The following is a 21,942-nucleotide window of genomic DNA, read 5'->3' as shown; positions in this document are numbered from 1 at the left end:
CAAAGTACAGTTTTTTTGCGAACATTGAGCCTGGCCAACGTGACCGTGAAGCGTCATCCAGTCGTAACGCGACGCGTAACCACTGATTTTTCCCGCGGCATCATGTAGTATGCCGCGGCTCGGACTACAAGGCCGTGCGGCCCGGGTCCAGAGCTGGTCTAGAGCAGAGTGAGGCAAACAATGACTGAACGCGTTCAAGTCGGTGGCCTGCAGGTCGCCAAAGTCCTGTTCGACTTCGTGAACAACGAAGCCATCCCCGGAACCGGCGTCTCTGCCGACACGTTCTGGACCGGTGCGGAGGCCGTGATCAACGACCTGGCGCCGAAGAATAAAGCCCTGCTCGCCAAGCGCGACGAACTCCAGGCCAAGATCGACGGCTGGCACCAGGCTCGCGCCGGCCAGGCCCACGACGCCGCTGCCTACAAGGCCTTCCTCGAGGAAATCGGCTACCTGCTGCCCGAGGCGGAAGACTTCCAGGCCGGCACCCAGAACGTCGACGACGAGATCGCCCGCATGGCCGGCCCGCAGCTGGTGGTGCCGGTGATGAATGCGCGCTTCGCCCTGAACGCCTCCAACGCCCGCTGGGGCTCGCTGTACGACGCACTCTACGGCACCGACGTGATCAGCGAAGAAGGCGGCGCCGAGAAAGGCAAGGGCTACAACAAGGTTCGCGGCGACAAGGTCATCGCCTTCGCTCGCGCCTTCCTCGACGAGGCCGCGCCGCTGGAGTCCGGCTCCCATGTCGACGCCACTTCCTACAGCGTGAAGAACGGCGCGCTGGTCGTCGCGCTGAAGAACGGCAGCGAAACCGGCCTGAAGAACGCTGGCCAGTTCCTTGCCTTCCAGGGCGACGCCGCCAAGCAGCAAGCGGTACTGCTCAAGCACAACGGCCTGCACTTCGAAATCCAGATCGACCCGAGCAGCCCGGTCGGCCAGACCGATGCCGCAGGCGTGAAGGACGTGCTGATGGAAGCCGCCCTCACCACCATCATGGACTGCGAGGACTCGGTCGCCGCGGTCGACGCCGACGACAAGGTAGTGATCTACCGCAACTGGCTGGGCCTGATGAAAGGCGACCTGGCCGAGGAAGTCAGCAAGGGCGGCAGCACCTTCACCCGCACCATGAACCCGGACCGCGTCTACACCAGGGCCGACGGTTCCGAACTGACCCTGCACGGCCGCTCGCTGCTGTTCGTGCGCAACGTCGGCCACTTGATGACCAACGATGCGATCCTCGACAAGGACGGCAACGAAGTGCCGGAAGGCATCCAGGACGGTCTGTTCACCAGCCTGATCGCCATTCATGACCTGAACGGCAACACCAGCCGCAAGAACAGCCGCACCGGCAGCGTGTATATCGTCAAGCCGAAGATGCACGGTCCGGAAGAAGCCGCCTTCACCAACGAGCTGTTCGGCCGCGTCGAGGACGTCCTCGGCCTGCCGCGCAACACCCTGAAGGTCGGCATCATGGACGAGGAGCGCCGCACCACCGTGAACCTGAAGGCCTGCATCAAGGCGGCCAAGGATCGCGTGGTGTTCATCAACACCGGCTTCCTCGACCGCACCGGCGACGAGATCCACACCTCCATGGAAGCCGGCGCCGTGGTGCGCAAGGGCGCCATGAAGTCGGAGAAGTGGATCGGCGCCTACGAGAACAACAACGTCGACGTCGGCCTGGCCACCGGCCTGCAAGGCAAGGCGCAGATCGGCAAGGGCATGTGGGCCATGCCCGACCTGATGGCCGCCATGCTCGAGCAGAAGATCGGCCATCCGCTGGCCGGCGCCAACACCGCCTGGGTCCCGTCGCCGACCGCCGCGACCCTGCACGCCCTGCATTACCACAAGGTCGACGTGTTCGCCCGCCAGGCCGAGCTGGCCAAGCGCACCCCGGCCTCGGTGGACGACATCCTGACCATTCCGCTGGCGCCGAACACCAACTGGACCGCGGAAGAGATCAAGAACGAGGTGGACAACAACGCCCAGGGCATCCTCGGCTATGTCGTCCGCTGGATCGACCAGGGCGTCGGCTGCTCCAAGGTGCCGGACATCAACGACGTCGGTCTGATGGAAGACCGCGCCACCCTGCGCATCTCCAGCCAGCTGCTGGCCAACTGGCTGCGTCACGGCGTGATCAGCCAGGAGCAGGTGGTCGAGAGCCTCAAGCGCATGGCCGTGGTGGTCGACCGGCAGAACGCCAGCGACCCGTCCTACCGGCCGATGGCGCCGAACTTCGACGACAACGTCGCGTTCCAGGCCGCCCTGGAGCTGGTGGTGGAAGGCACCCGGCAGCCGAACGGCTATACCGAGCCGGTCCTGCATCGCCGCCGCCGTGAGTTCAAGGCGAAGAACGGGCTGTAGGCCGTTCGCCGCAGCGCAACGAAAAGCCGCCCCGAGGGGCGGCTTTCTCATTTCTTCGGGTAGCCATGCACACGCTCCCAACAGTCGTCGCGCAGCTCCTCGGCGTGGCTACGGATGCTGTCCCAACCGTTCTGCCGCAGCGCCTCCCGGGCCTCTCGACGTACCGCCTGCCATCCGGGGTGGGCATAGATGTCGAAGTCGAAGCAGCCCAGCGCTTCCTCGGGCAGCTCGTTGCACAGCGCCCAGACACGCCTCAAGGCATCGCGAAAATTCCCGGCCTGGTGACCCGGACAGCCTTCGAGCCACTCGTGCAACGGCACGATCTTCTCCGACCAGGTAGAGCAGCCCGGGCAACTGCCGATGGTCTCTCTCTGCATGGCACCGTCAAGAGCCAGGAAATCGAGCGCCAGGAACGCCTCTGCGCTGAGCAGGACCCATCGATGCTCATCCTGCCCGTACCACGTCCAGATGAAACTGCCCGGCTCGTTCATGTCGGCTCCTGCGCCGAGGGAAAAGGAGCGACGATAGCCTAATCAGGCTGCGCCGAGAAAGCTCAGCACCGCGCCTTCGAACGCCTGCGGGAACTCGACGTTCGACAGATGCACCGCCGGCAGCGTAACCAGCCTGGCCCCGGCAATCGACGTGGCGATCAGCTCGCCGTGGCTGGCGGCGGTGACCGTGTCGTACGCCCCTGCGATCACCAGGGTCGGCCGCTCGATCCGCGCCAGTTGCGCGCGCAGGTCGGTATCGCGCACCGCCGCGAAGGAGCCGGCCAGGCCGTGCCGGTTGGTGGCCATGAGCATCGCCCGGAAGCGCTCGACGACGGGCTCGGCGCGCTCCAGCAGCGCCGGCGGAAACCAGTTGCCGAGGAAGCCCGCGGCGGTATCGCTCATGTCCTCGGCCTGCAGCACCGCGGCGATGCGCTCGTCCCACTGCGCCGCCGGGCCAAGCCAGGCCGAGGTGTTGGCCAGCACCAGCCGCTCGATCCGCTGCGGCGCATGCAGCGCCAGCCACTGGCCGACGATCCCGCCCAGGGACAGGCCTAGGAAATGCGCGCGCCGTACCTCCAGCGCGTCGAGCAGCTCCAGTACGTCCTCGCCCAGCCGGGCCAGGGTGTAGGGCCCCGGCGGCACGCTGGAGGCGCCATGGCCACGGGCGTCGTAGCGCAGGACGCGGAAGTGCCGGGTCAGTGCCGGGAGTTGTGCATCCCACATGTGCAGGGTGGTACCGATGGAGTTGGAGAGCGCCAGCAGCGGTTTCTCCGCCGCACCGTCCAGGCGATAGGCGAGGCTGGCGCCATCGCTGGTAGCGAGAAAAGACAGGTTGCCCATGGGAGCCTCCGGGGTCAGGGTGATTGCCATGCACGCCAGGCTAGTTGCGACGGCCCCTGGGAAAAACTACAAAGAATGGAACGACTCTGTCAGGGAAGCTGACATGCACGATTTCACCCTCCACGACCTCCAATGCTTCGACGCAGTGGTCGACGCCGGCGGCTTCCAGGCCGCCGCACAGCGCCTGCACCGCTCCCATCCGGCGGTGTTCGCCGCCGTTGCCAGGCTGGAGCGCCAGCTCGGCCTGGTGCTGCTGGAACGAGGCGGCTACCGGGTCGGCCTGACCGCCGCCGGTCGCTCCTTCCACCAGCGTGCCCAGGCCCTGCTCTACGAACTGGAAGGGCTGCGGGGCCACGCCGCGCACCTGGCCCAGGGCGAGGAAAGCGAGCTGCGCGTGGTACTGGGCGACCTCTGCCCGCCGCGCCCGGCCCTGGCGCTGCTCGCAGGGTTCTTCGGCAGCCAGCCGCAGACCCGCCTGCAATTGCTGTTCGAAACCGTCAGCGGCCCGCTGGAGCGCCTGCTGGACGGCGAGGCCGACCTGATCCTGCATCGCGTGGACAAGTCCGACCCACGCCTGGAATGGCTCGACCTGTGCAGGGTCGGGCTGGTCCCGGTCATCGCACCGGGCCTGCTCGGCGATCCTCCGCCGCGACCGGTGCGCCCGGAACAACTGCGCCCCTTCGCCCAGTGCGTGATGCGCGACAGCGCCCGCCATTCTCCGCCGACGGACTATTTCATGCTCGCCGGCGCGCGACAGTGCAGCGTGCCGGACCAGCGAACGAAGAAAGAGGTGATCCTCCAGGGCCTCGGCTGGGGGCACCTGCCGGACTTCCTGGTCGACGAGGAACTGGCCGACGGCCGCCTGCTCGCACTGGCCGGGCCGCATCTGCCAGGACGCAGCGAAGAGGTGGTGGCGGCGCGCCGGCGCGATCGCGCGCAGGGCCCGATAGCGGAACGCCTGTGGGCGTTCCTGCGGGACAACGCTACGACGTTGCGGGGGAAAAGCGGCGACAGGGCGGAGGGCGCCAGGCGTCCTCGGTGAAAAGCTGGCGGATATCGCCAGGCGCTATTCGCCCTACCCCCACGCACTCCCCCGGCATCAACGCCGGCTTGCCGCCAGCTACTCCGCCATCTTGCGCAACGCCTCGCCATCCAGCCGGTAGCGCACCCACTCGTCCTGCGGCAGCGCGCCGATGGAGCGGTAGAAGTCGATGGCCGGCTGGTTCCAGTCCAGCACGCTCCACTCCAGGCGTCCGCAGTCGTTGGCCACGGCCTCGCGGGCCAGCTCGCGGAGCAGCCGGCGACCGGCGCCGACGCCACGGTACTCAGGGGTGACGTAGAGGTCTTCGAGGTAGATGCCGTTGCGCCCCAGCCAGGTCGAGTAGCTGTAGAAATACACCGCATAGCCGATCGGCCGGCCTTCGCTCAGGCACATCAGCGCGCGGGTCGGCGAGCCTTCGGCGAACAGGCTGCGGCGGATGCCTTCGACATCGGTGACCACCTCGTGGCGGGCGCGCTCGTAGTCGGCCAGTTCGATGATGAAGGCAAGGATCTGTTCGGCGTCGGCCGGTACGGCGGGACGGATTTCGAGAGTCATGGGCAACCTTCCGGTGGGGGATCCGGCCATCCTAGTGCGCCTGCTAAGATGCATGAAGTGCATTCTTCTCATTGGCAACTGAATAACATGCATCCCCTGCTGCGCCGCCTCGATCTCAACCTCCTGCTTGTCTTCGACGCCCTGTATCGCCACCGCAACGTCGGCACCGCAGCCAGCGAACTGGCGATCAGCGCCTCGGCCTTCAGCCATGCGCTGGGGCGCCTGCGCCAGGGCCTGGACGACGAGCTGTTCCTGCGCCAGGGCAACCGCATGCAGCCGACCCAGCGTGCCGAGCACCTGGCCGCTGCGGTGGCCGCCGCCCTGCGCGCCCTCGGCGAGGGGCTGGAAGAGTGGCGGCCGTTCGTACCGGGACAGAGCCAGCGTACCTTCGTCTTCGCCGCCACCGACTACACCGCCTTCGCCCTGCTTCCGCCGCTGATGAACCGCCTGCAGCACAGCGCGCCCGGAGTGCGCCTGCGCCTGGTCAACGCGGAACGCAAGTTGTCGGTGGAGGCCCTGGCCAGCGGGCGGATCGATTTCGCCCTCGGCTACGACGAGGAACACGAGCGCCTGCCCGAAGGCATCCAGGCCCATGACTGGTTCGCCGACCGCTACGTGGTGGTAGCGCGGCGCGACCACCCGCGCCTCGCCGGGGCACCGACGCTGGAGGGCTACCTGGCCGAACGGCATGCGGTGGTGACGCCGTGGAACGAGGACAGTGGGGTGATCGACCGGCTGCTGGCCCGCTCCGGCCTGCGTCGCGAAGTGGCGGTGCAACTGCCGACGGTGCTGGCGGCGCTGTTCCTGGCAGGCTCCACCGATTTCCTGCTCACCGCTCCGCGACATGCCGCACAGGCACTGGCGGAAGCCGCCGGCCTCGCCCTGTATCCCGCGCCGTTCGACATTCCGCCCTACGTGCTGCGGCTCTACAGCCACGCCCAGCATGTCGGGCGTGATGCCCATGCGTGGATGATCGGGCAGTTGAAGGGCCTGGATATTTCCCGGACGGGCTGAGCTTCGCGCCGCGCACCGTCGACGGGCGCGGCGGTAACACTGGGCACAATTATTGTGCACAATTTTCCCAATACGCTCTCCTGGCGCCACGCTTTTTTCCCCTCTCCCTCGTCCGTCCGCATAAGCCCATGAATCGGTTCGAAATTCTTACCTGATCGAGGCGACAGCTTTTTCCCAAGCGGTTTCAGGGGCTTGCCGGTGAAAGGCCGGTTTCCGCAGAACACGGAAAAGTCGGTCGAGGATCGGTTGGCACATAACTGGCTTAAATTTTCGAAATTCTTGTATACAAAAACAACAGACGAACCCGACCTCGCGCCGAGTTCTTCCGACTGCCGGAGGAGACCGCCATGTCCAGCACCCCGAAGCCGCCCGCCTCGCCCCGCGAGTTTTCTCCCTCGCTGCTCGACCTCGGCACCCTGGAAAGCCTCGACAGCCTGCCGCGCGCCGGTCAGCGGAGCGCGGAGTTCTCCGCCTCGCTGCTCGACCTGGGCACTCCGGCCAGTCTCGACTGCCTGCCACGCGCCGGGCTGCGCGCAGCGGAGTTCTCGGCGGCGCGCCTGGACCTGGGCACTCCCGCCAGTCTCGATTGCCTGCCACGCGCCAGCCATCACGCCGGCCCCGAACTGCCGCCGCTGAGCCCGCGCCTGTACAGCGCCGATCTCGCCCCGACCAAGGCCGAAGGACGCCGCTGGGGACGCTACAGCCTGTTCGCGCTGTGGACCAACGATGTGCACAACATCGCCAACTACTCCTTCGCCATCGGCCTCTTCGCCCTCGGCATGAGCGGTGCGCAGATCCTCGCCGCGCTGGCCCTGGGCGCGCTGATGGTCTACGGGCTGATGAACCTGTCCGGCTACATGGGCCAGAAGACCGGGCTGCCCTACCCGGTGATGTGCCGCATCGCCTTCGGCATCCACGGCGCGCAACTCCCCGCGCTGATCCGCGCGGTGATCGCCATCGCCTGGTTCGGCATCCAGACCTATCTCGCCTCCATCGTCCTGCGCGTGCTGCTGACGGCGATCTGGCCGGGGCTGGCCGCCTACGACCAGGACGCCATCCTCGGCCTGTCGAGCCTGGGCTGGGCGACCTTCGTCGCCATCTGGTGCGTGCAACTGCTGATCTTCGCCTACGGCATGGAGATGGTGCGTCGCTACGAATCCTTCGCCGGACCGGTGATCCTGCTCACCGTCGCCGCCCTCGCCGCCTGGATGTACCTGCGCGCCGGCGCCTCCATCGCCTGGTCAAGCGGCGAACCCATGAGCGGTTCGCAGATGTGGTTGAAGATCTTCGGCGGCGCGGCGTTCTGGGTGACCCTGTACGGCACCATGATCCTGAACTTCTGCGACTTCGCCCGCGGCTGCCCGGATCGGCGCACCATCAGCGTCGGCAACTTCTGGGGGCTGCCGGTGAACATCCTGCTGTTCGGCCTGTTCGCGGTGGTCCTCGCCGGCGCCCAGTTCAGGATCGACGGCCAGCTCATCCAGAGCCCCACCGACATCGTCGCCGCGATCCCCGACACCCTCTTCCTGGTGCTGGCCAGCCTGGCGCTGCTGATCGTCACCGTGGCGGTGAACATCATGGCCAACTTCGTCGCCCCGGCCTACGTACTCACCAACCTGGCGCCGAACCTGCTGAACTTCCGCCGCGCCGGGCTGATCAGCGCGACCATCGCGGTGCTGATCCTGCCCTGGCACCTGTACAACAGCCCCGGGGTGATCCTCTACTTCCTCGGCGGCCTCGGCGCGCTGCTCGGCCCGCTGTACGGGATCATCATGGTCGACTACTACCTGGTGCGGAAAGGCCGGGTGAACCTGCCGGAGCTGTACACCGAAAGCCGCGCCGGCGCCTATCACTACGCGCGAGGGGTGAACCCGCGGGCCATCGCCGCGTTCGTCCCGGCGGCGATCATCTCCACCCTGCTGGCATTGTTGCCGGCATTCGCCGAGCTATCGCCGTTCTCCTGGTTCTTCGGCGCCGGCCTGGCCGGCCTGATCCACTACGCCCTGGCCAAGCGCCGCACGGCCTACCGCGAAGTTTCCGGCGAAGCGATCGCGGTGGACAGCGTGCAGCACTGACGGATACCTGGCCGGCCTGGGCGCGACACCCGCCTAGGCCGGCAGTAGCGCCTGCAATTCTTCCTCGATCGCATCCAGCGCCTGGAACGACCGCTCGACGCGGGCCACCGCGACCGCCCCCTCCAGCGCCGCGAGGATCAGCCAGGCGCGCGAGGCGGCGAGCTTTTCCGCCAGTCCGTCGGCGCGCAACGCACGCTCGATGCTGGCGTGCCAGGCGCGGAGCGCCCGGCGGCATTCGGCATGCACCGGGGCCAGCTCGGCGTCGATGCTCAGGCTGGTGGAAAGCACCGGGCAGGCCTCTTCGAAACGCGAATGCTCCAGCCAGCCACGCAGGGTCGCGGTGAACTGGCGGAGGACGTTGCGCGCATGGGGAGCCTGGGTCCCGGCGCGGTCGAGGAAGGACGCCACCTCGTCGGCGACGAAGCCGATCGCGGCGCTGGCGATCTGCGGCTTGCCCTCGGGGAAATAGTGATAGAGCGAGCCTTTCGGCGCCTCGGCGCGAGCGATGATGTCGCTCAGCCCGGTGCCGAAATACCCGCGGCTGGCCAGCAGCGAGGCGGTGGCATGGACGATCCGTTCGGCGGCATTGGACTTCTTCGGCAAACCTGACTCCCCAACTCACGGCAGACGACCGGGCAAGCATGCCCGAGCCTCAGGGCAGATGAAACACGCCGCTGGCGCTGGCCACCAGGCGCTCGCCGCTGTGCAGCCGGGCCGAGGCGAAGGCCATGCGCTGGCCGAGCTTGTCGACCCGGGTATGCACCTCCAGCCAGTCGCCGACCCGCGCGACCCCGCAGAAGTCCAGGCGCAGGCCGACGGTGACCATCGGCTGCGGCGGTTCGCGGGAGAACGCCATGGCGTAGCCGAGGCCAACGTCGGCCAGGGTCGAGAGCAGGCCGCCGTGGGCGGTGCCACCGTGGTTGCAGTGCTTTTCGTCGATGCGCAGCGCCACCACCAACTGGCGCTGGGCGTCGTGCCGGCAGAAGAAAGGACCGAGCAGGTCGAGCAACGGACTGCTGCGGAACAGCGGCTGGAACCCTTCGGGGACGTTCATCACGGTGCGGCCTCCGTTCTATATAGACTGGTCTATATAAAATATGCCCGGACGCTGGATCCACCAGCGCCGCGAAGGTCTTATCGAGGCGCTGAATGGCGCTTCATCAGGACGGCGCCCTGGGCGCCGCCCGCACTCCCTCTCAGCGGCTCATCGGACCGCGCACCGGCCGCTCGCGGGCGTGGCTGGTCGCGCTGAGCGGCGCACCGGCCTCGCGCAGCGCCTGGCGCTGTTCGGCGACCGGGGTCTGCGCGGTGGCCTTCTCGAAACGCGCCAGATGCTGGAAGGCCGGCAGGGCGAAAGCGTCAGCCAACAGGCGCGCCAGGCGCGGCCAGCGCTCGCCGTCGACCTGGTAGCGCGCCAACTGGGCATTGCGGAACAGGCAGGCGACGGCGACATCGGCGATGGATAGCTCGCCGCACAACCAGCCGCTTGGCGGGACCCGCCCTTCCAGGTAGTTGCAGATCGATGGCAGGTCTTCGTCGTAGGTGCGTTGCAGGATCGCCTGGTCGGGTTCGCGCTGCCAGATGCCGCGGTTGATCACCAACTGGTGGAACAACTGCCAGATGATCACCTGGCCCAGCCGCGAATCGGCGTACTCCTCCAGCCAGCGGGCCTGGGCGCGCTGGCCGATGTCGGCGGGATACAGGCTCGGCTGCGGGTAGCGCTCCTCCAGGTACTGGCAGATCACGCTGGAATCGTTGAGGACGAAGTCACCGTCCACCAGCACCGGAATCTGGCGCAACGGACTGAGGCGCTCGAAGGCCTCGTCGCCGAAGAACGGCACGATGGGGTCGATGCGGTAGGCGATGCCTTTCAGTTCCAGCAGCACCAGCACCTTGCGCACATAGGGGGACAGATAGGAACCGATGATCAGCAAAGGTTCGGCCACGGCGAGACTCCTGTTCTTGTTATGGGAACGCCGATCCTCCGGCAAACCGGTGGGACGACTCAAGTGGCTTCCCGACGGACGCCAATTGCAGGGATAGTCGCACTTTGCGATCATTTGCGAATAATTCTCGTTTTTCCATTCAATCCCGTTTCGGGATGGGGAGCGGCCGTGTCGGCGGGTGACGTCAGCAACAGCGAATTCGTGGGTAGCCTGTACCGGGACCACCGCGGCTGGCTGCTTGCCTGGCTGAACCGCAACCTCGGCTGCCGCCAGCGCGCCGAAGACCTCAGCCAGGACACCTTCGTTCGCCTCCTCGGCCGCCCGGAGCTGCCCGGCCTGCGCGAACCGCGCGCGTTCCTGGCGAAGGTGGCGCGCGGCCTGATGATCGACCACTTCCGCCGCGCCGCCCTTGAGCAGGCCTATCTCGCCGAACTGGCGCTGGTTCCGGAAGCGGAGCAGCCTTCGGCCGAAGAGCAGTACCTGATTCTCGAGGATCTCCGCGAGATCGATCGCCTGCTTGGCACGCTGTCGCTGAAGGCGCGCAGCGCGTTTCTCTATAGCCGCCTGGACGGCATGCCCCACGCGGAGATCGCCGAGCGTCTCGGAGTCTCGGTGCCGCGCGTGCGCCAATACCTGGCCCAGGGCCTGCGCCAGTGCTACATCGCCCTCTACGGAGAGCCCCGGTGAACGCCGACGATCGTCATTCGCCGGTACGCGCGCGGGTGCTCGACGAAGCCATCGCCTGGCAATTGCTGCTCGACTCCGGCGAAGCCCATCCCGACGATCACCGCGCCTTCCACCGCTGGTACGCGGCGCATCCCGAACACGAACGCGCCTGGGAACAGCTCGGCGGCCTCGACCGGCACCTGGCGAGAGCCGCCAACGGGCCGGCGCGCAACGCCCTGCTGTCCGGCAACGCACGCTTCAAGCGCCGCCTGCGCCGGCTCGGCGGCAGCGCCCTGGGGCTAGTGCTGGCGCTGGGCGTCGGGCTCGGCGTGGCCAACCGCTACGTCCCGGTCCGCTACCTGCTGGCCGACGCCTACAGCGCCACCGGCGAGCAGCGCGAGCTGACCCTCCCGGATGCCACCCATGTGCGCCTGAACAGCCGCAGCGCCATCGACGTCCGCTTCGACGGCGAACGCCGCCAGGTCGTGCTACTGGCCGGCGAGATCCTGGTGGAAACCGCCCATGGCGACCCGCGCCCCTTCGTGGTCAGCAGCGCCGATGGCGACATGCGCGCCCTCGGCACGCGCTTCCTGGTGCGCCGCGAGGAACCCGGCACGCGCCTCACCGTGTTGCAGTCGGCGGTGGCCGCGCGCGCGGAAACGCTCAGCGAAGAGCGTGTGATCAAGGAAGGCCAGCAGGTGCTGATCCTGCCGCAAGGCCTGCAGGCCAGCGAAGCGGCCCCGGCCATGGCCGGCGCCTGGGCACAAGGCATGCTGGTGGTGGAGAACGCCCGGCTGGCCGACCTGGTGGCGGAACTGGGGCGCTATTCGCCGGCGCTGCTGCGGGTCGACCCGAGCATCGCCGACCTGCGCGTCACCGGCAGTTTCCCGCTGAAGGACACCCGCCTCGCCCTTCAGGCTTTGGAGCCGAGCCTGCCGGTGCGCAGCGTGAGGCACAACGCCTGGTGGTTCGAAGTGGTGCCACGCTGAACCGAACGGGCCGGCGAAAAATTTTTCCCGCCGGCCCTATCACTTTTTCCGACTCGTCCGGCAAGGAGGCATTGAGACTCGTTTCCATCCAGGAGCCCCGCACATGCCCCGCCCGACGTTCCGTCCCGGCCTGCTCGCCCTAGCCATCGCCCTCGCCGTTCCCGCACCGTTCCTCCACGCCGCCCCGGCCGAACAGGCCAGCGTGCGCGACTACCGCATCGCCGCCGGGCCGCTGGCAGGCACCCTGAACCGCATCGCGGCCCAGGCCGGCCTGGTCCTCACCCTGGACCCGGCGCTCGCCGAAGGACGCAGCGCCCACGCCGTACAAGGTCGCTTCGACGCGCCCGGCGCATTGCGCGAAGCGCTCAAGGGCAGCGGCCTGGAGCTGGTGGAAAATGTCGGCGGCACCTACAGCCTGCGCAAGGTGCCGGAAGACACCCTGTCGTTGCAGGCGATGACGGTCAGCGGCGCCGAGGAAGACCCACTGGGGCCGACCAGCGGCTACGTGGCCAAGCGCAGCATGACCGGGACCAAGACCGATACGCCGATCCTCGAGACCCCACGCTCGATCTCGGTGGCGACCCGCCAGCAGATGACCGACCGCGCCGTGCACAACCTCGACGACGCGGTGCGCTACATGCCCGGCGTCGTCGCCAGCAGCTTCGGCAGCGACACCCGCTCCGACTGGTTGAAGGTGCGCGGCTTCAAGCCGACCCAGTTCCTCGACGGCCTGCCGATGGCGGTCGGCGTCTACAACAACCCGAAGCTGGAAACCTGGAACCTGGAGCGTGTCGCCCTGTTGCGCGGCCCGGCCTCCTCGGTCTACGGCCAGACCCCGCCCGGCGGCATGCTCGACATGGTCAGCCTGCGTCCGCAGAACGTCGCCAGTCACGAGGTGAAGGCCGAGGTCGGCAACTACAACCACAAGCAGGTCAGCTTCGACAGCACCGGCCCGCTCGACGACGAGGGACGCTTTCTCTATCGCGTCTCCGGCGTGGTGCGCGACAGCAACACCCAGGTCGACCATATCGACGACAAGCGCTACAACATCGCCCCGAGCCTGACCTGGAACATCGACGACGACACCAGGCTGACCTTCCTCGGCCAGTTCAACCGCGACGATACCGGCATCACCAGCCAGTTCCTGCCGCTGCGCGGAACCAAGTACGACGCGCCGTTCGGCAAGGTTTCCCACCACAAGAACCTCGGCGATCCGGACTGGGAATACTACGACCGCACCTACTACTGGCTGGGCTACGCCTTCGAGCAGCGGATCAACGATGTCTGGCAGTTCCGCCAGAACCTGCGTTACCTGCGCAACGACCTGTCGTTCCAGGCGGTTACAGCAGGCACAGCTCATGCCGACGGCACACTGGAACGCAGCACCACCTCGGTGGATGAAGACGTCAGTCAGTTCGTAGTAGATAACAACTTCCAGGCCGACTTCGAAACAGGCGCCCTGCGCCACACCCTGCTGCTAGGCCTGGATCACAACCGCACCGACAATCAATACACATCAATCTTTGGCAGCGCGCCGCCGAGCAACGTCAACAACCCGATCTACGGCCAGCCGATCGTCAAACCGGATCGTTCGACGGCCTTCTACGACTACAAGCAGAAGACCTACCAGACCGGCCTCTACGTCCAGGACCAGATCGCCCTCGACAATTGGCGCCTGACCCTCGGCGGTCGCGAGGACTGGGTGCACACCGGGGCCACCTTCTACAACAAGGGCGACGCCACCAATACCAGCCGCGACAAGAAGTTCAGCGGCAACGCGGCGCTCAGCTACATCTTCGACAATGGCGTGGCGCCCTACATCTCCTATGCGGAGTCGTTCCAACCCACCACTGGCGCCGATATGAACAGCACCAGTTCGCTGAAGCCGACCGAAGGCAAGCAATGGGAAATCGGTGTGAAGTACCAGCCGGTGGGCTCCGACTCGCTGTTCACCGCCGCGGTCTATGACCTGCGCCAGGAGAACGTCAGCGTGTCGCAGAACATAGGCGGCACGCCGGTCACTTCGCAGACGGGCGAAGTGAAGGTCTCCGGGATAGAGCTGGAAGCCACCAGCAACGTCACCGACAACCTGAAGATGATCGGCGCCTATAGCTACGCCGACACCGAAGTGAAAAAAGGCCAGTACGCAGGCAACCGCCTGCAACAGGCGCCGCGCAACCAGGCCTCGCTATGGGCCGACTACACCTGGCACGAGGGTACGCTGAACGGTTTCAGCGTGGGTGCCGGCGCCCGCTACGTAGGCTCGACCTACGGCGACCAGGCCAACACCTACGACGGCTACGCCGGCTCGTACACCCTGTACGACGCCGCCGTGCGCTACGACCTGGGCCAATTGAACGGCAGCCTGAAAGGCGTCAGCGTGGCGGTCAATGCCAACAATCTGTTCAACAAGGACTACCTGGCGTCCTGCGACGGCTACTACTGCTACTACGGCGACCAGCGCAGCGTGGTGGGCAGCGTCAGCTACAAGTGGTGAGCGACGCGTCACAGGTGCGCAACGGCGGATAACCGCTTCGCGGTTATCCGCCCTACCGCAGAACGTACCTTCCGGGCACCGGATGCCCTCCTCCCGCCTGTGGGAGAGGGCCGGGATATCGGTAGCCGGCGCATCGGGGAGGACCTGCATTCCGGGCGCCGGAGATCGTCGTTCACCCCGCGATCCGACCCCACAGCGCGCTGGCGTCGTCGTGGATCTTGAAACGCGGGAAAGCCAGGGCCTGGTCGTCGCCCTGTTCGATCTCGCGCAACTCGTCGAGCATGGCGCTCACTCCGACGTCCTCGAGGCGCCGCAGCAACTGTTCGTCGGTATAGCGGCGGAAAGGCTCGACCAGCCGGTCGAAGCCGTCGGTCATCAGCACGAAGGAACGCAACGCGGCGAGCGGCAAGGTCTCGCGCTGCACCTGGCCGAGCCAGCGGTCGCTGATGTCCAGCGCCCAGTAGCCCTCGGGCTTGTTCATCAGCAGGCGGTTCTGCCGTACGCGCGGGCGGCTGGCCTTGAACAGTTCGGCGTGATCCCACTGCGGATGTTCCTCGCGCATCCGGCAGAAATGCGCCAGGGATTGCCGATCCAGTTCGTACAGGGCCGAATCGCCGAAGCTGCGTACCTGGCCGTCGGCGCCTTCGACGAGAATCCGGCTGTCGCCGATGTTGAGCAGTTCGATTTCTCCGCCGCGAATCCGCAGCAGGCTCAGGCAGGCCGCCGGCATGTCTTCGAGGTCGTGCCAGTCGCGGCCGCTCTGGGCGCGGAAGTCGCCCTGGATATCGTTGAGCAGGCGCCGCAGCAGGGTCTCGCTGGATTGCTCGGGCTCGACTTCCAGCAGCAACCGCAGGTGCCGGTCCACCGCCTGGGCCAGCCAGCGCGCGTCGCTTTCCACGCCCAGCACGCTGCGACCGATGCTGGTGGCACCGTCGATCACCCAGGCGGCCTGCGCCGTGCAGCCCAGCGCATCGTCGTTCACCGCGCCCCCCGCGCGGCATTCCGCCCCGAGTATTTCCACTGTGGCCATTCGCAGTTCCTCCTATGCTCAATGCGCTGCCAGAATAGCAAGACAGAGCCTTTCCACGTTCCGCTCGTCGTTCCGGGAGAACCGTATGCGTCACCTGCCCTACCCGCTGCTGGGCCTGCTCCTGGCCCTGTCGTCGACCGGCGCCGCCCTGGCCGGCGAACAGTACTACCCGCTGGACAAGGGCTCCGCGCCCTACGCGGTCGCGCCCAGTGCACAGGGTGCGGTCTGGTACGGCGCGGACGGCGGGCATTCGCTGGGGCGCCTCGACCCGACCAGTGGCGAGAGCGTGCAGGTGCCGCTCGGCGAAGGCGCGCGGCCGCGAGCCATCGTCAGCGACGAGAGCGGCAACGCCTGGGTGCTCGACAGTGGCCTCAACGCCATCCTTCGCATCGGCGGCGAGCGCCTGGGCAGCGAACGTTTCCCGCTACCGGCCAAGGCCGCGCCGGCCGGGCTCGAGTCCGCGGTATTCGACGACGACGGGCGCCTCTGGTTCACCGGCAGCCGCGGCTTCCACGGTCGCCTCGACCCAGCCAGGCGCCTGGTGGAGGTCTGGCCCTCGCCCCAGGGCAAGGCGGCGAACGGCATCTGCGTCACCCCGGACGGCGAGGTCTGGTACGCGCAGGACGACGCGCTGGTGCATGTCGATCCGCTCGACGGCAGCGCCGAGCGGTTGCCCGCGCCTGAAGGCACGAAGGCCTTGCGCGGGATCGGCGCCGACTCCATCGGCAGGCTCTGGGCCAGCGACAGCGGTGGCGCCCGGCTGTACCGCTACGATCCCAGCGATGCCTCGTGGCAGAGCTGGCCGCTGCCGGACAGCCAGGCCCGCCCGGACAGCCTGCGGGTCGACGCCATGGACCGTGTCTGGCTGCACGACGCCGCCAGCGGGGCGCTCTTGCGTTTCGACAGTGAGCAGGTGACATTCCGCGTCCTGCCCAGCGACCGGCCGGCGCCCGGCAACGCCCTGCTCGGCGGTCGCCCCGGAGAAACCTGGAGCGCCGAGCCTGCCGCCGATCGTCTGCGCGTCGTCCGCGACTGATCCTTCCAAGGAGCCCGCATGAGCGCTACCCATACGCTGTTCTACGCCGCCGCCTCGCCCTTCGTGCGCAAGGTCCTGGTCCTGCTCCACGAAACCGGCCAACGCGAGCGCGTGGCGCTCGAGGAAGTCACGCCGACGCCGGTCGCGCCCATCCGGCAGCTCAACGCCAGCAACCCGGCCGGCAAGATTCCCGCCCTGCGCCTGCCGGACGGCCAGGTGCTGCACGACAGCCGGGTGATCTGCGACTACTTCGACCAGCAGCACGTCGGCGAACCGCTGATCCCCCGCGAAGGCAGCGCCCGCTGGCGACGCCTGACCATCGCCTCGCTGGCGGACGCCGTCCTCGACGCCGCGGTGCTGACCCGCTACGAGACCTTCGTCCGCCCCGAGGAGAAGCGCTGGGACGCCTGGCTCGAGGCACAGCGGGAAAAGATCGCGCGGTCCCTGGCATGGCTGGAGAGCGACTGCATCGCCGAACTGCAGGCGCGCTTCGACATCGCCGCCATCGGCGTCGCCTGCACCCTGGGCTATCTCGACCTGCGCCAGCCGGAGTGGGACTGGCGCGGCCGCTACCCGCGACTCGCCGCCTGGTTCGCCGAAGTCAGCCAGCGCCCGTCGATGCAGGCCACCCACGCCTGACCCCGAGGCCCGCCGACGCCTGCTGCCGCCGCAGACGTTCGGCGCGTTGCAGCCAGGCCGCCGAGGGGCCGGGGAACAGCAGGCCGATCCGCGCCGCCAGGCGCTCGCCGTCGCGACGGTCGTCGCGCAGGCCGACATAGCCGTTCATTTCCAGCACACCAGGCGGAACAGCAGCAGGCCCAGCAACAGCGCGCTCTGTCCGAGCCCCATGCAAAGCTCCAGGAAGGAGCGCACGTGCGGATTGCCGGCGGCGCCCTCGATGCCGCTGAGGCCTTCCCAGAATCCGTCCGGCATCAGCACCAGCATGGCGTGGGCCAGGGGCTTGCCGCTGGCGATCCAGTACTCGATCAGGCCGAACTTGCCGAAGAACAGCAGAAAGATCAGGATCACGCCGCTGACCAGCAGGCCGAGGGCGGCACAGAGGGTGAACTCGAAGAACAGGCGCATGCTTTTCCTCCTTGGAAATCGGCGGCGGCCGGCGCCGCCGCCCTCGTCGTCAGGCCCTGGCGGGTACCGCCGGGAGGTCCTTGCGGCCGACCCCGTACCAGTCCAGGCGGCGGGTCAGCACCATCACCGCGGCAAGCACCGCGAACAGCAGCAGCGAGCCCATCAGCAAGGCGTAGTCCTCCGCGCTCAGCAAGCCGTAGAGTAGGCCGTACAGCCCTGCCAGGCCGACGCTGAAGCCCAGCCCTCGGGCCACGCTGCGCAGGACGAAGCACAGGTAGAAGCCGATCAGGCCGACGCAGGCTCCGGCGGAGACCAGGTAGGCCAGCTCGAAGCCGACATGCTCGGCCAGCGACAGCAGCAGCAGGTAGAAGAACGCCAGCGCCAGGCCGACCAGCGCGTACTGGATCGGGTGTACCGCCAGGCGCTTGAGCACCTCGAAGAGGAAGAAGCCGGCGAAGGTCAGGGTGATGAACAGCAGCGCGTACTTGATCGCGCGGTCGGCCTTCAGGTACTGGTCCACCGGATCGACCAGGCCGACGCCGAAGGCGCGCGCCTGGAAACCGTCGCAGCGCTGCTCCTCCACGCAACTGCGCAGCGCCTCTTCCATGTTGGTGGCGAAGAAGCTGGTCTGCCAGCGCGCGGTGAAGCCCTGGGCGGTGATCTCCCGCTCGCTGGGCAGGAACTCGCCGCCGAAGCTCGGGTGCGGCCAGTCGGCCTTCAGGATGACCTGGCTGTCGCGGCCCACCGGCACGATGTCCAGCCGCTCGCTGCCGAGCAACGACAGGTCGAAGGCGTACTCCAGGCGCTGCGCCTGGCGCCCGTCGACGCCTTGCAGCGGTGCGTGCACACCGCTGCCGAGCAGGCCGACCCGGCTACCCGGCTCGAAGTCGACGCTGGCACCGTTGAGGGACAGGCGCAGGGCATTCTCGATGCCGCGGATGTCGCTGATGCCCATCGCCAGGAACGGCGTTTCGAACTGGTAGTCCTCCAAGTCTTCTTCGATGCCATAGTGCGCAGGCACCTGGAAGTAGCCGGCAACCTTGTTGTCGACGTGGTACAGGCGCGCCTGGTAGATGCCACGGTAGCGCAGCTCGGTGCGCATCTGCCCGTCGAGGGCGAAGCGGTCGGGCAGGAAGTACAGCTCGCCGCGCTGCTCGCGCTCCTGCAACACGCGCTTCTCGGTCTTCTCCTCGGTGACCCACTCGCGCACCGTCCTGCGGTACGGTACCACCAGCAGCGGGCCGGTGAGGCGCTGGCTGTAGCTGGAGCTGCGGGCGATATCCTGCAGCACGCCGTCACGAACCTCCTGGCGATCGCGGATCAGGCCGTCGATCATCAACAGGGGAATCAGCAATAGCAGGATGAGTAGGGCGATGGCGCCGAGCTTGTAGGCCAGCGTGCGGTTCATGGGGGACTCTCCGTCGGGGTGATGGCGGAAAGTCTGCGGCGCCGCGATGGCGGGCTTCGGGTCGCCGTGTGGAGAGTCGATGGAGTTTCCGTGGAGACGCCTCAGCCGCGCGGCAGCCAGAGCAGCGCCTCGACGCCGTCGTCGCGATTGCCGACCTGCAACCGGCCGCCATGCAGTTGCGCCACCTCGGCGACGAAGTTCAGTCCCAGCCCGGTGCTCTTGCGCCCGCTGGCCGGGCGCGGCAGCGAGTAGAAGCGTTCGGTGAGGCGCGCCAGGGCGTAGTCGGGAATCGCCGGCCCCTGGTTGAACAGGCGCAGGGCGATACCCTCGCCGTCGGCCTCGGCGAGCAGGCGAAGGATGCCGCCGGGCGGGGTAAAGTCGAGGGCGTTGTCGAGCAGGTTGGCCAGCGCCTGGCGCAGCAGGAACTGCTCGCCGCGAACCTCGCAGGGACCTTCCAGGCGATTCTCCACCCGCAATCGCTGGCGCTGGATACGCGCCGCCTGGCCTTCCAGCAGGGACGCGGCGATCTCCCGCAGGTCGACCTTGCCGACCTCCTCCAGGCCTTGCCGCTGCTCCACCTGGGCCAGGCTCAGCAGGCGCTCGATCAGTTGTTGCAGGCGCTCGCTCTCGCCGGCGATGTTGCCGACGAAGCGCGCCCGCTGTTCGGCCGGCATCTCGCCGTCGAGCAACTCGGCGGCGCCACGGATCGCCGCCAGCGGGCTCTTCAATTCGTGGGTCAGGGTATGCACGTAGCGCTCGACGTAGTCCTTGCCCTCCAATTGCGTGCGCATGCGCTCCACCGCGTCGGCCAGTTGCGCCATCTCGCCGCCGCGATAGCGCGGCAGCTCGGCGCGGCGCCCCTCGCTGACCGCCTGGGCGTACTGGGTGAGGCGCCGCAGCGCGCCGCTGAGCCACCAGGAGAGCAGGCCGCCGACCAGCAGCCCGAGGGCGATCAGCCCGGCACCGAGCCAGGCCAGGCGCCGCTGCGAGCGGTCGATGTAGGGTTGCAGGCTGCTGTTCGGCTTGGCCACCGAAACCACCCCGATGATCTTCCCGGCATCCTTGATCGGCGCCGCCACGTACATCACCGAGGAATCCGGGTCGTCCGGGTCTTCGCGGCTGGAGCGCGCGCCGTACTGGCCCCGAAGAGTCAGGTAGACGTCGTTCCAGCGCGAATAATCCTGGCCGACGGCCACCCCGGCGGAGTCCAGCAGCACCTTGCCGCTGGCGTCGGTGACGTAGATGCGGTGGTTCACCGCCTCCTTGCGCAAGCCCCAGATATCCGCCTGCGGCACCCGCTTGCCGTAGTCCTCGAGCATCTCCGGCAGGTCGCTCTGCGCCAGGGTGCCGTTCTTCACGTCCTGGCGGAGGATCTCGGCGAGCAGGTTGGCGGTGTCCACCAGGGTTTCCTCGGTGGACTGGCGCACGCCGGGGCGCACTTCGTCCATCACCGTGCTCAGCACGAAGTAGCCGGTGAGACCGACGAACAGGAAGTAGACCAGAAAGATCCGAACGCCGAGCGGCATCAGGCGTGGTCCGGGCTGTAGCTGTAGCCCAGGCCGCGATGGGTCTGGATCGCTTCGCCGCGTTCGTTCACCTGGCGCAGCTTGGCGCGCAGGCTCTTGATGTGGCTGTCGATGTTGCGCTCGTAGCCGGCCTCGCTGGCGACGCCGAGGGCGTCGAGCAACTGCTCGCGACTGAATACCCGCTCGGGCTGCCCGAGCAGCGTCTGCAACAGGCGGAACTCGTGGCGGGTGAGGTTGAGCGGGGTGTCGCGGTAGTGGATCCGCACGCGCTCCTCGTCGACCTGGAACGGCCCGCTCGGCGCGGCCCCTTCCAGCGCCGCCGGGCGCGGCGCCATGCGCTTGAGGATGGCCTTGACCCGAGCCGCCACCTCGCGCGGGCTGAACGGCTTGACCACGTAGTCGTCGGCGCCGATCTCCAGGCCGACCACGCGGTCGATCTCGGCATCGCGCGCGGTGAGGAAGATCACCGGCACCTCGGAGAACCGCCGCAGGCGCTTGCAGGCCTCGAAACCGCTGATGTCCGGCAGACCGACGTCGAGGATCAGCAGGTCCGCCGGCTGGCGCTCCTGCAACGCCAGCGCCTCGCCGGCGAGGGTCACCCAGGTGGTGGCGAAGCCTTCGGCCTGCAGGGCGTAGAGCAGGGTGTCGGCAATCGCGGCTTCATCTTCGACGATCAGGATATGCGGCATGGTGTGACGGCGGCTGACGGGAATGCCGGAACGGTGCCGCAAGCCGGCGCGCGCGTCAATCGCGCCGCCGGTGGCGTAGGACGCTTACTTGCAGGTGGGCTTGTCGGCGACGAAGCGCTCGGAGGGATCGACCGCGACGTGGAATTTGCGCAAGCCCTTGGTGCCCATCAGGAACGGATAGTTGAAGGCGCTGCGGTCGGTGAGGTTGACCTCGATGGTCTTCATCGCTCCGCCCAGGCAGACCTGCAGGTCGATCACCGGGCGTTCGCTCAGGCGGTCCTCATCCTCGTCCTCGCCGTTGCGGTTGTCGGCGCGGTTCTTGATCTTGCCGATGCGCGCCAGCTTGTGCTCGAACACCGAGCCATCGGCCTCCTTGGTGGCCAGGCGGAAGCGCACCCACTCCTCGCCGTCGCGCTGGAACAACTCGATGTCCTTGGCCGACAGCGAGGAGGTGTAGGCGCCGGTGTCCATCTTCGCCTGCAGGGTGCGGTCCAGCTCCGGCAGGGAGACCCATTCGTAGCGGCCGTAGAGGTTGGGTTCGGCGGCGAGGACCGGCAGGGCGAACAGCGAGAGCAAGGCAAGGGCACGCTTCACGCGGGCATCTCCTGAAGTGATACGAGGTCCACATAGGACTAGCACGGCGCGGTTTCGTTCGCCACGCCGGCGGCTTGGGCGGCGCGGCGCGGATGCGTAT

The 21,942-nt window shown here is 67.7% G+C and carries 22 protein-coding genes; 9 read left to right on the top strand and 13 right to left on the bottom strand.

Translation table 11 applies throughout. The annotated features are described in order from the left end of the window. Window positions 1–180: 180 nt before the first annotated feature. Entirely contained in the window at window positions 181–2,358 is a 2,178-nt protein-coding gene (locus tag VQ065_RS02755) for a malate synthase G (RefSeq protein WP_003084784.1), read from the top strand. 47 nt (window positions 2,359–2,405) lie between these two features. Here VQ065_RS02755 and VQ065_RS02750 read toward each other — a convergent pair whose 3' ends face one another. After that, a complete protein-coding gene (locus VQ065_RS02750) occupies window positions 2,406–2,849 on the bottom strand; it encodes a hypothetical protein (protein ID WP_003084782.1) in 444 nt (147 codons plus the stop codon). Window positions 2,850–2,891: 42 nt separating this feature from the next. Then, window positions 2,892–3,689, bottom strand: a complete 798-nt coding sequence (gene pcaD / locus VQ065_RS02745) for a 3-oxoadipate enol-lactonase (protein WP_003084781.1) — start codon at window positions 3,687–3,689, stop codon at window positions 2,892–2,894. Between the two features lie 103 nt (window positions 3,690–3,792). On the opposite strand from pcaD, the gene VQ065_RS02740 reads away from it, so the two are divergent. Further along, complete coding sequence (locus VQ065_RS02740) at window positions 3,793–4,731, top strand: LysR family transcriptional regulator (protein WP_003084779.1); 939 nt, start codon at window positions 3,793–3,795, stop codon at window positions 4,729–4,731. Window positions 4,732–4,809: 78 nt separating this feature from the next. Here the strand turns inward: VQ065_RS02740 and VQ065_RS02735 are convergent, their stop codons facing one another. After that, window positions 4,810–5,286 carry a GNAT family N-acetyltransferase gene (locus VQ065_RS02735; protein WP_003084777.1) on the bottom strand — a complete coding sequence of 159 codons (477 nt, stop codon included), beginning with the start codon at window positions 5,284–5,286 and terminating at the stop codon, window positions 4,810–4,812. An 87-nt stretch (window positions 5,287–5,373) separates the two neighbouring features. Here VQ065_RS02735 and VQ065_RS02730 point away from each other — a divergent pair, with 87 nt between their 5' ends. After that, the gene (locus VQ065_RS02730) at window positions 5,374–6,300 is read left to right on the top strand and encodes a LysR substrate-binding domain-containing protein (RefSeq protein WP_003129053.1); all 927 of its coding nucleotides are present in this window, start codon (window positions 5,374–5,376) and stop codon (window positions 6,298–6,300) included. A 347-nt stretch (window positions 6,301–6,647) separates the two neighbouring features. Further along, window positions 6,648–8,375 (top strand): NCS1 family nucleobase:cation symporter-1, encoded by a 1,728-nt coding sequence (locus VQ065_RS02725; RefSeq protein ID WP_003084774.1) that lies wholly within the window; start codon window positions 6,648–6,650, stop codon window positions 8,373–8,375. Window positions 8,376–8,408: 33 nt separating this feature from the next. On the opposite strand, the gene VQ065_RS02720 is transcribed toward VQ065_RS02725, so the two are convergent. The 3 genes from VQ065_RS02720 to VQ065_RS02710 all read right to left on the bottom strand — a co-directional run bounded on the left by VQ065_RS02720 (window position 8,409) and on the right by VQ065_RS02710 (window position 10,321). Then, a complete protein-coding gene (locus VQ065_RS02720; protein ID WP_003084771.1) occupies window positions 8,409–8,978 on the bottom strand; it encodes a TetR/AcrR family transcriptional regulator in 570 nt (189 codons plus the stop codon). Window positions 8,979–9,027: 49 nt separating this feature from the next. After that, window positions 9,028–9,432 (bottom strand): PaaI family thioesterase, encoded by a 405-nt coding sequence (locus VQ065_RS02715; RefSeq protein WP_003084769.1) that lies wholly within the window; start codon window positions 9,430–9,432, stop codon window positions 9,028–9,030. Between the two features lie 139 nt (window positions 9,433–9,571). Continuing rightward, a complete protein-coding gene (locus VQ065_RS02710) occupies window positions 9,572–10,321 on the bottom strand; it encodes a glutathione S-transferase family protein (RefSeq protein WP_003084765.1) in 750 nt (249 codons plus the stop codon). 168 nt (window positions 10,322–10,489) lie between these two features. Between VQ065_RS02710 and VQ065_RS02705 the strand changes: the two genes are divergently transcribed. From VQ065_RS02705 to fiuA, 3 genes are all read left to right on the top strand, one after another. Beyond that, window positions 10,490–11,008 carry an RNA polymerase sigma factor gene (locus VQ065_RS02705; protein WP_003084762.1) on the top strand — a complete coding sequence of 173 codons (519 nt, stop codon included), beginning with the start codon at window positions 10,490–10,492 and terminating at the stop codon, window positions 11,006–11,008. Then, on the top strand, window positions 11,005–11,976 hold the full coding sequence (locus tag VQ065_RS02700) for a FecR domain-containing protein (RefSeq protein WP_003084760.1): 972 nt from the start codon (window positions 11,005–11,007) through the stop codon (window positions 11,974–11,976). The genes VQ065_RS02705 and VQ065_RS02700 overlap by 4 nt, the downstream gene beginning before the upstream one ends. A 103-nt stretch (window positions 11,977–12,079) precedes the next feature. Further along, window positions 12,080–14,473 (top strand): TonB-dependent ferrichrome receptor FiuA, encoded by a 2,394-nt coding sequence (gene fiuA, locus VQ065_RS02695; protein WP_003084757.1) that lies wholly within the window; start codon window positions 12,080–12,082, stop codon window positions 14,471–14,473. 172 nt (window positions 14,474–14,645) lie between these two features. Here the strand turns inward: fiuA and VQ065_RS02690 are convergent, their stop codons facing one another. Next, on the bottom strand, window positions 14,646–15,503 hold the full coding sequence (locus VQ065_RS02690; RefSeq protein WP_003084748.1) for a PP2C family serine/threonine-protein phosphatase: 858 nt from the start codon (window positions 15,501–15,503) through the stop codon (window positions 14,646–14,648). Between the two features lie 85 nt (window positions 15,504–15,588). Here VQ065_RS02690 and VQ065_RS02685 point away from each other — a divergent pair, with 85 nt between their 5' ends. Together VQ065_RS02685 and VQ065_RS02680 are read left to right on the top strand one after the other, a co-directional pair. Next, the gene (locus VQ065_RS02685) at window positions 15,589–16,539 is read left to right on the top strand and encodes a Vgb family protein (RefSeq protein ID WP_003084745.1); all 951 of its coding nucleotides are present in this window, start codon (window positions 15,589–15,591) and stop codon (window positions 16,537–16,539) included. Window positions 16,540–16,557: 18 nt separating this feature from the next. Further along, entirely contained in the window at window positions 16,558–17,178 is a 621-nt protein-coding gene (locus VQ065_RS02680; protein WP_003084740.1) for a glutathione S-transferase, read from the top strand. On the opposite strand, the gene VQ065_RS02675 is transcribed toward VQ065_RS02680, so the two are convergent. From VQ065_RS02675 to rloA2, 6 genes are all read right to left on the bottom strand, one after another. Beyond that, window positions 17,141–17,326, bottom strand: a complete 186-nt coding sequence (locus tag VQ065_RS02675) for a hypothetical protein (protein WP_003084739.1) — start codon at window positions 17,324–17,326, stop codon at window positions 17,141–17,143. The two genes, VQ065_RS02680 and VQ065_RS02675, sit on opposite strands and share 38 nt — an antisense overlap. After that, on the bottom strand, window positions 17,323–17,625 hold the full coding sequence (locus VQ065_RS02670; protein WP_003084737.1) for a hypothetical protein: 303 nt from the start codon (window positions 17,623–17,625) through the stop codon (window positions 17,323–17,325). The genes VQ065_RS02675 and VQ065_RS02670 overlap by 4 nt, the downstream gene beginning before the upstream one ends. A 49-nt stretch (window positions 17,626–17,674) precedes the next feature. Then, complete coding sequence (gene creD / locus VQ065_RS02665) at window positions 17,675–19,033, bottom strand: cell envelope integrity protein CreD (protein WP_003084736.1); 1,359 nt, start codon at window positions 19,031–19,033, stop codon at window positions 17,675–17,677. A 101-nt stretch (window positions 19,034–19,134) separates the two neighbouring features. Beyond that, window positions 19,135–20,559: a two-component system sensor histidine kinase CreC gene (creC, locus tag VQ065_RS02660; protein WP_003084735.1), complete on the bottom strand. Its 1,425-nt coding sequence runs from the start codon at window positions 20,557–20,559 to the stop codon at window positions 19,135–19,137. Beyond that, complete coding sequence (creB, locus tag VQ065_RS02655; protein WP_003084734.1) at window positions 20,559–21,248, bottom strand: two-component system response regulator CreB; 690 nt, start codon at window positions 21,246–21,248, stop codon at window positions 20,559–20,561. Before creB ends, creC begins: the two co-directional genes overlap by 1 nt. Window positions 21,249–21,332: 84 nt before the next feature. Then, window positions 21,333–21,842: a retropepsin-like aspartic peptidase RloA2 gene (gene rloA2, locus VQ065_RS02650; protein ID WP_003084733.1), complete on the bottom strand. Its 510-nt coding sequence runs from the start codon at window positions 21,840–21,842 to the stop codon at window positions 21,333–21,335. Between the last annotated feature and the right edge of the window lie 100 nt (window positions 21,843–21,942).

Source organism: Pseudomonas sp. KBN10P06128 (assembly GCF_037574945.1).
In the GTDB taxonomy this organism is placed as follows: Bacteria; Pseudomonadota; Gammaproteobacteria; order Pseudomonadales; family Pseudomonadaceae; genus Pseudomonas; species Pseudomonas aeruginosa.
Note: the sequence above shows the minus strand (reverse complement) of the source record. Positions and strands in the feature narration are given on the sequence as shown.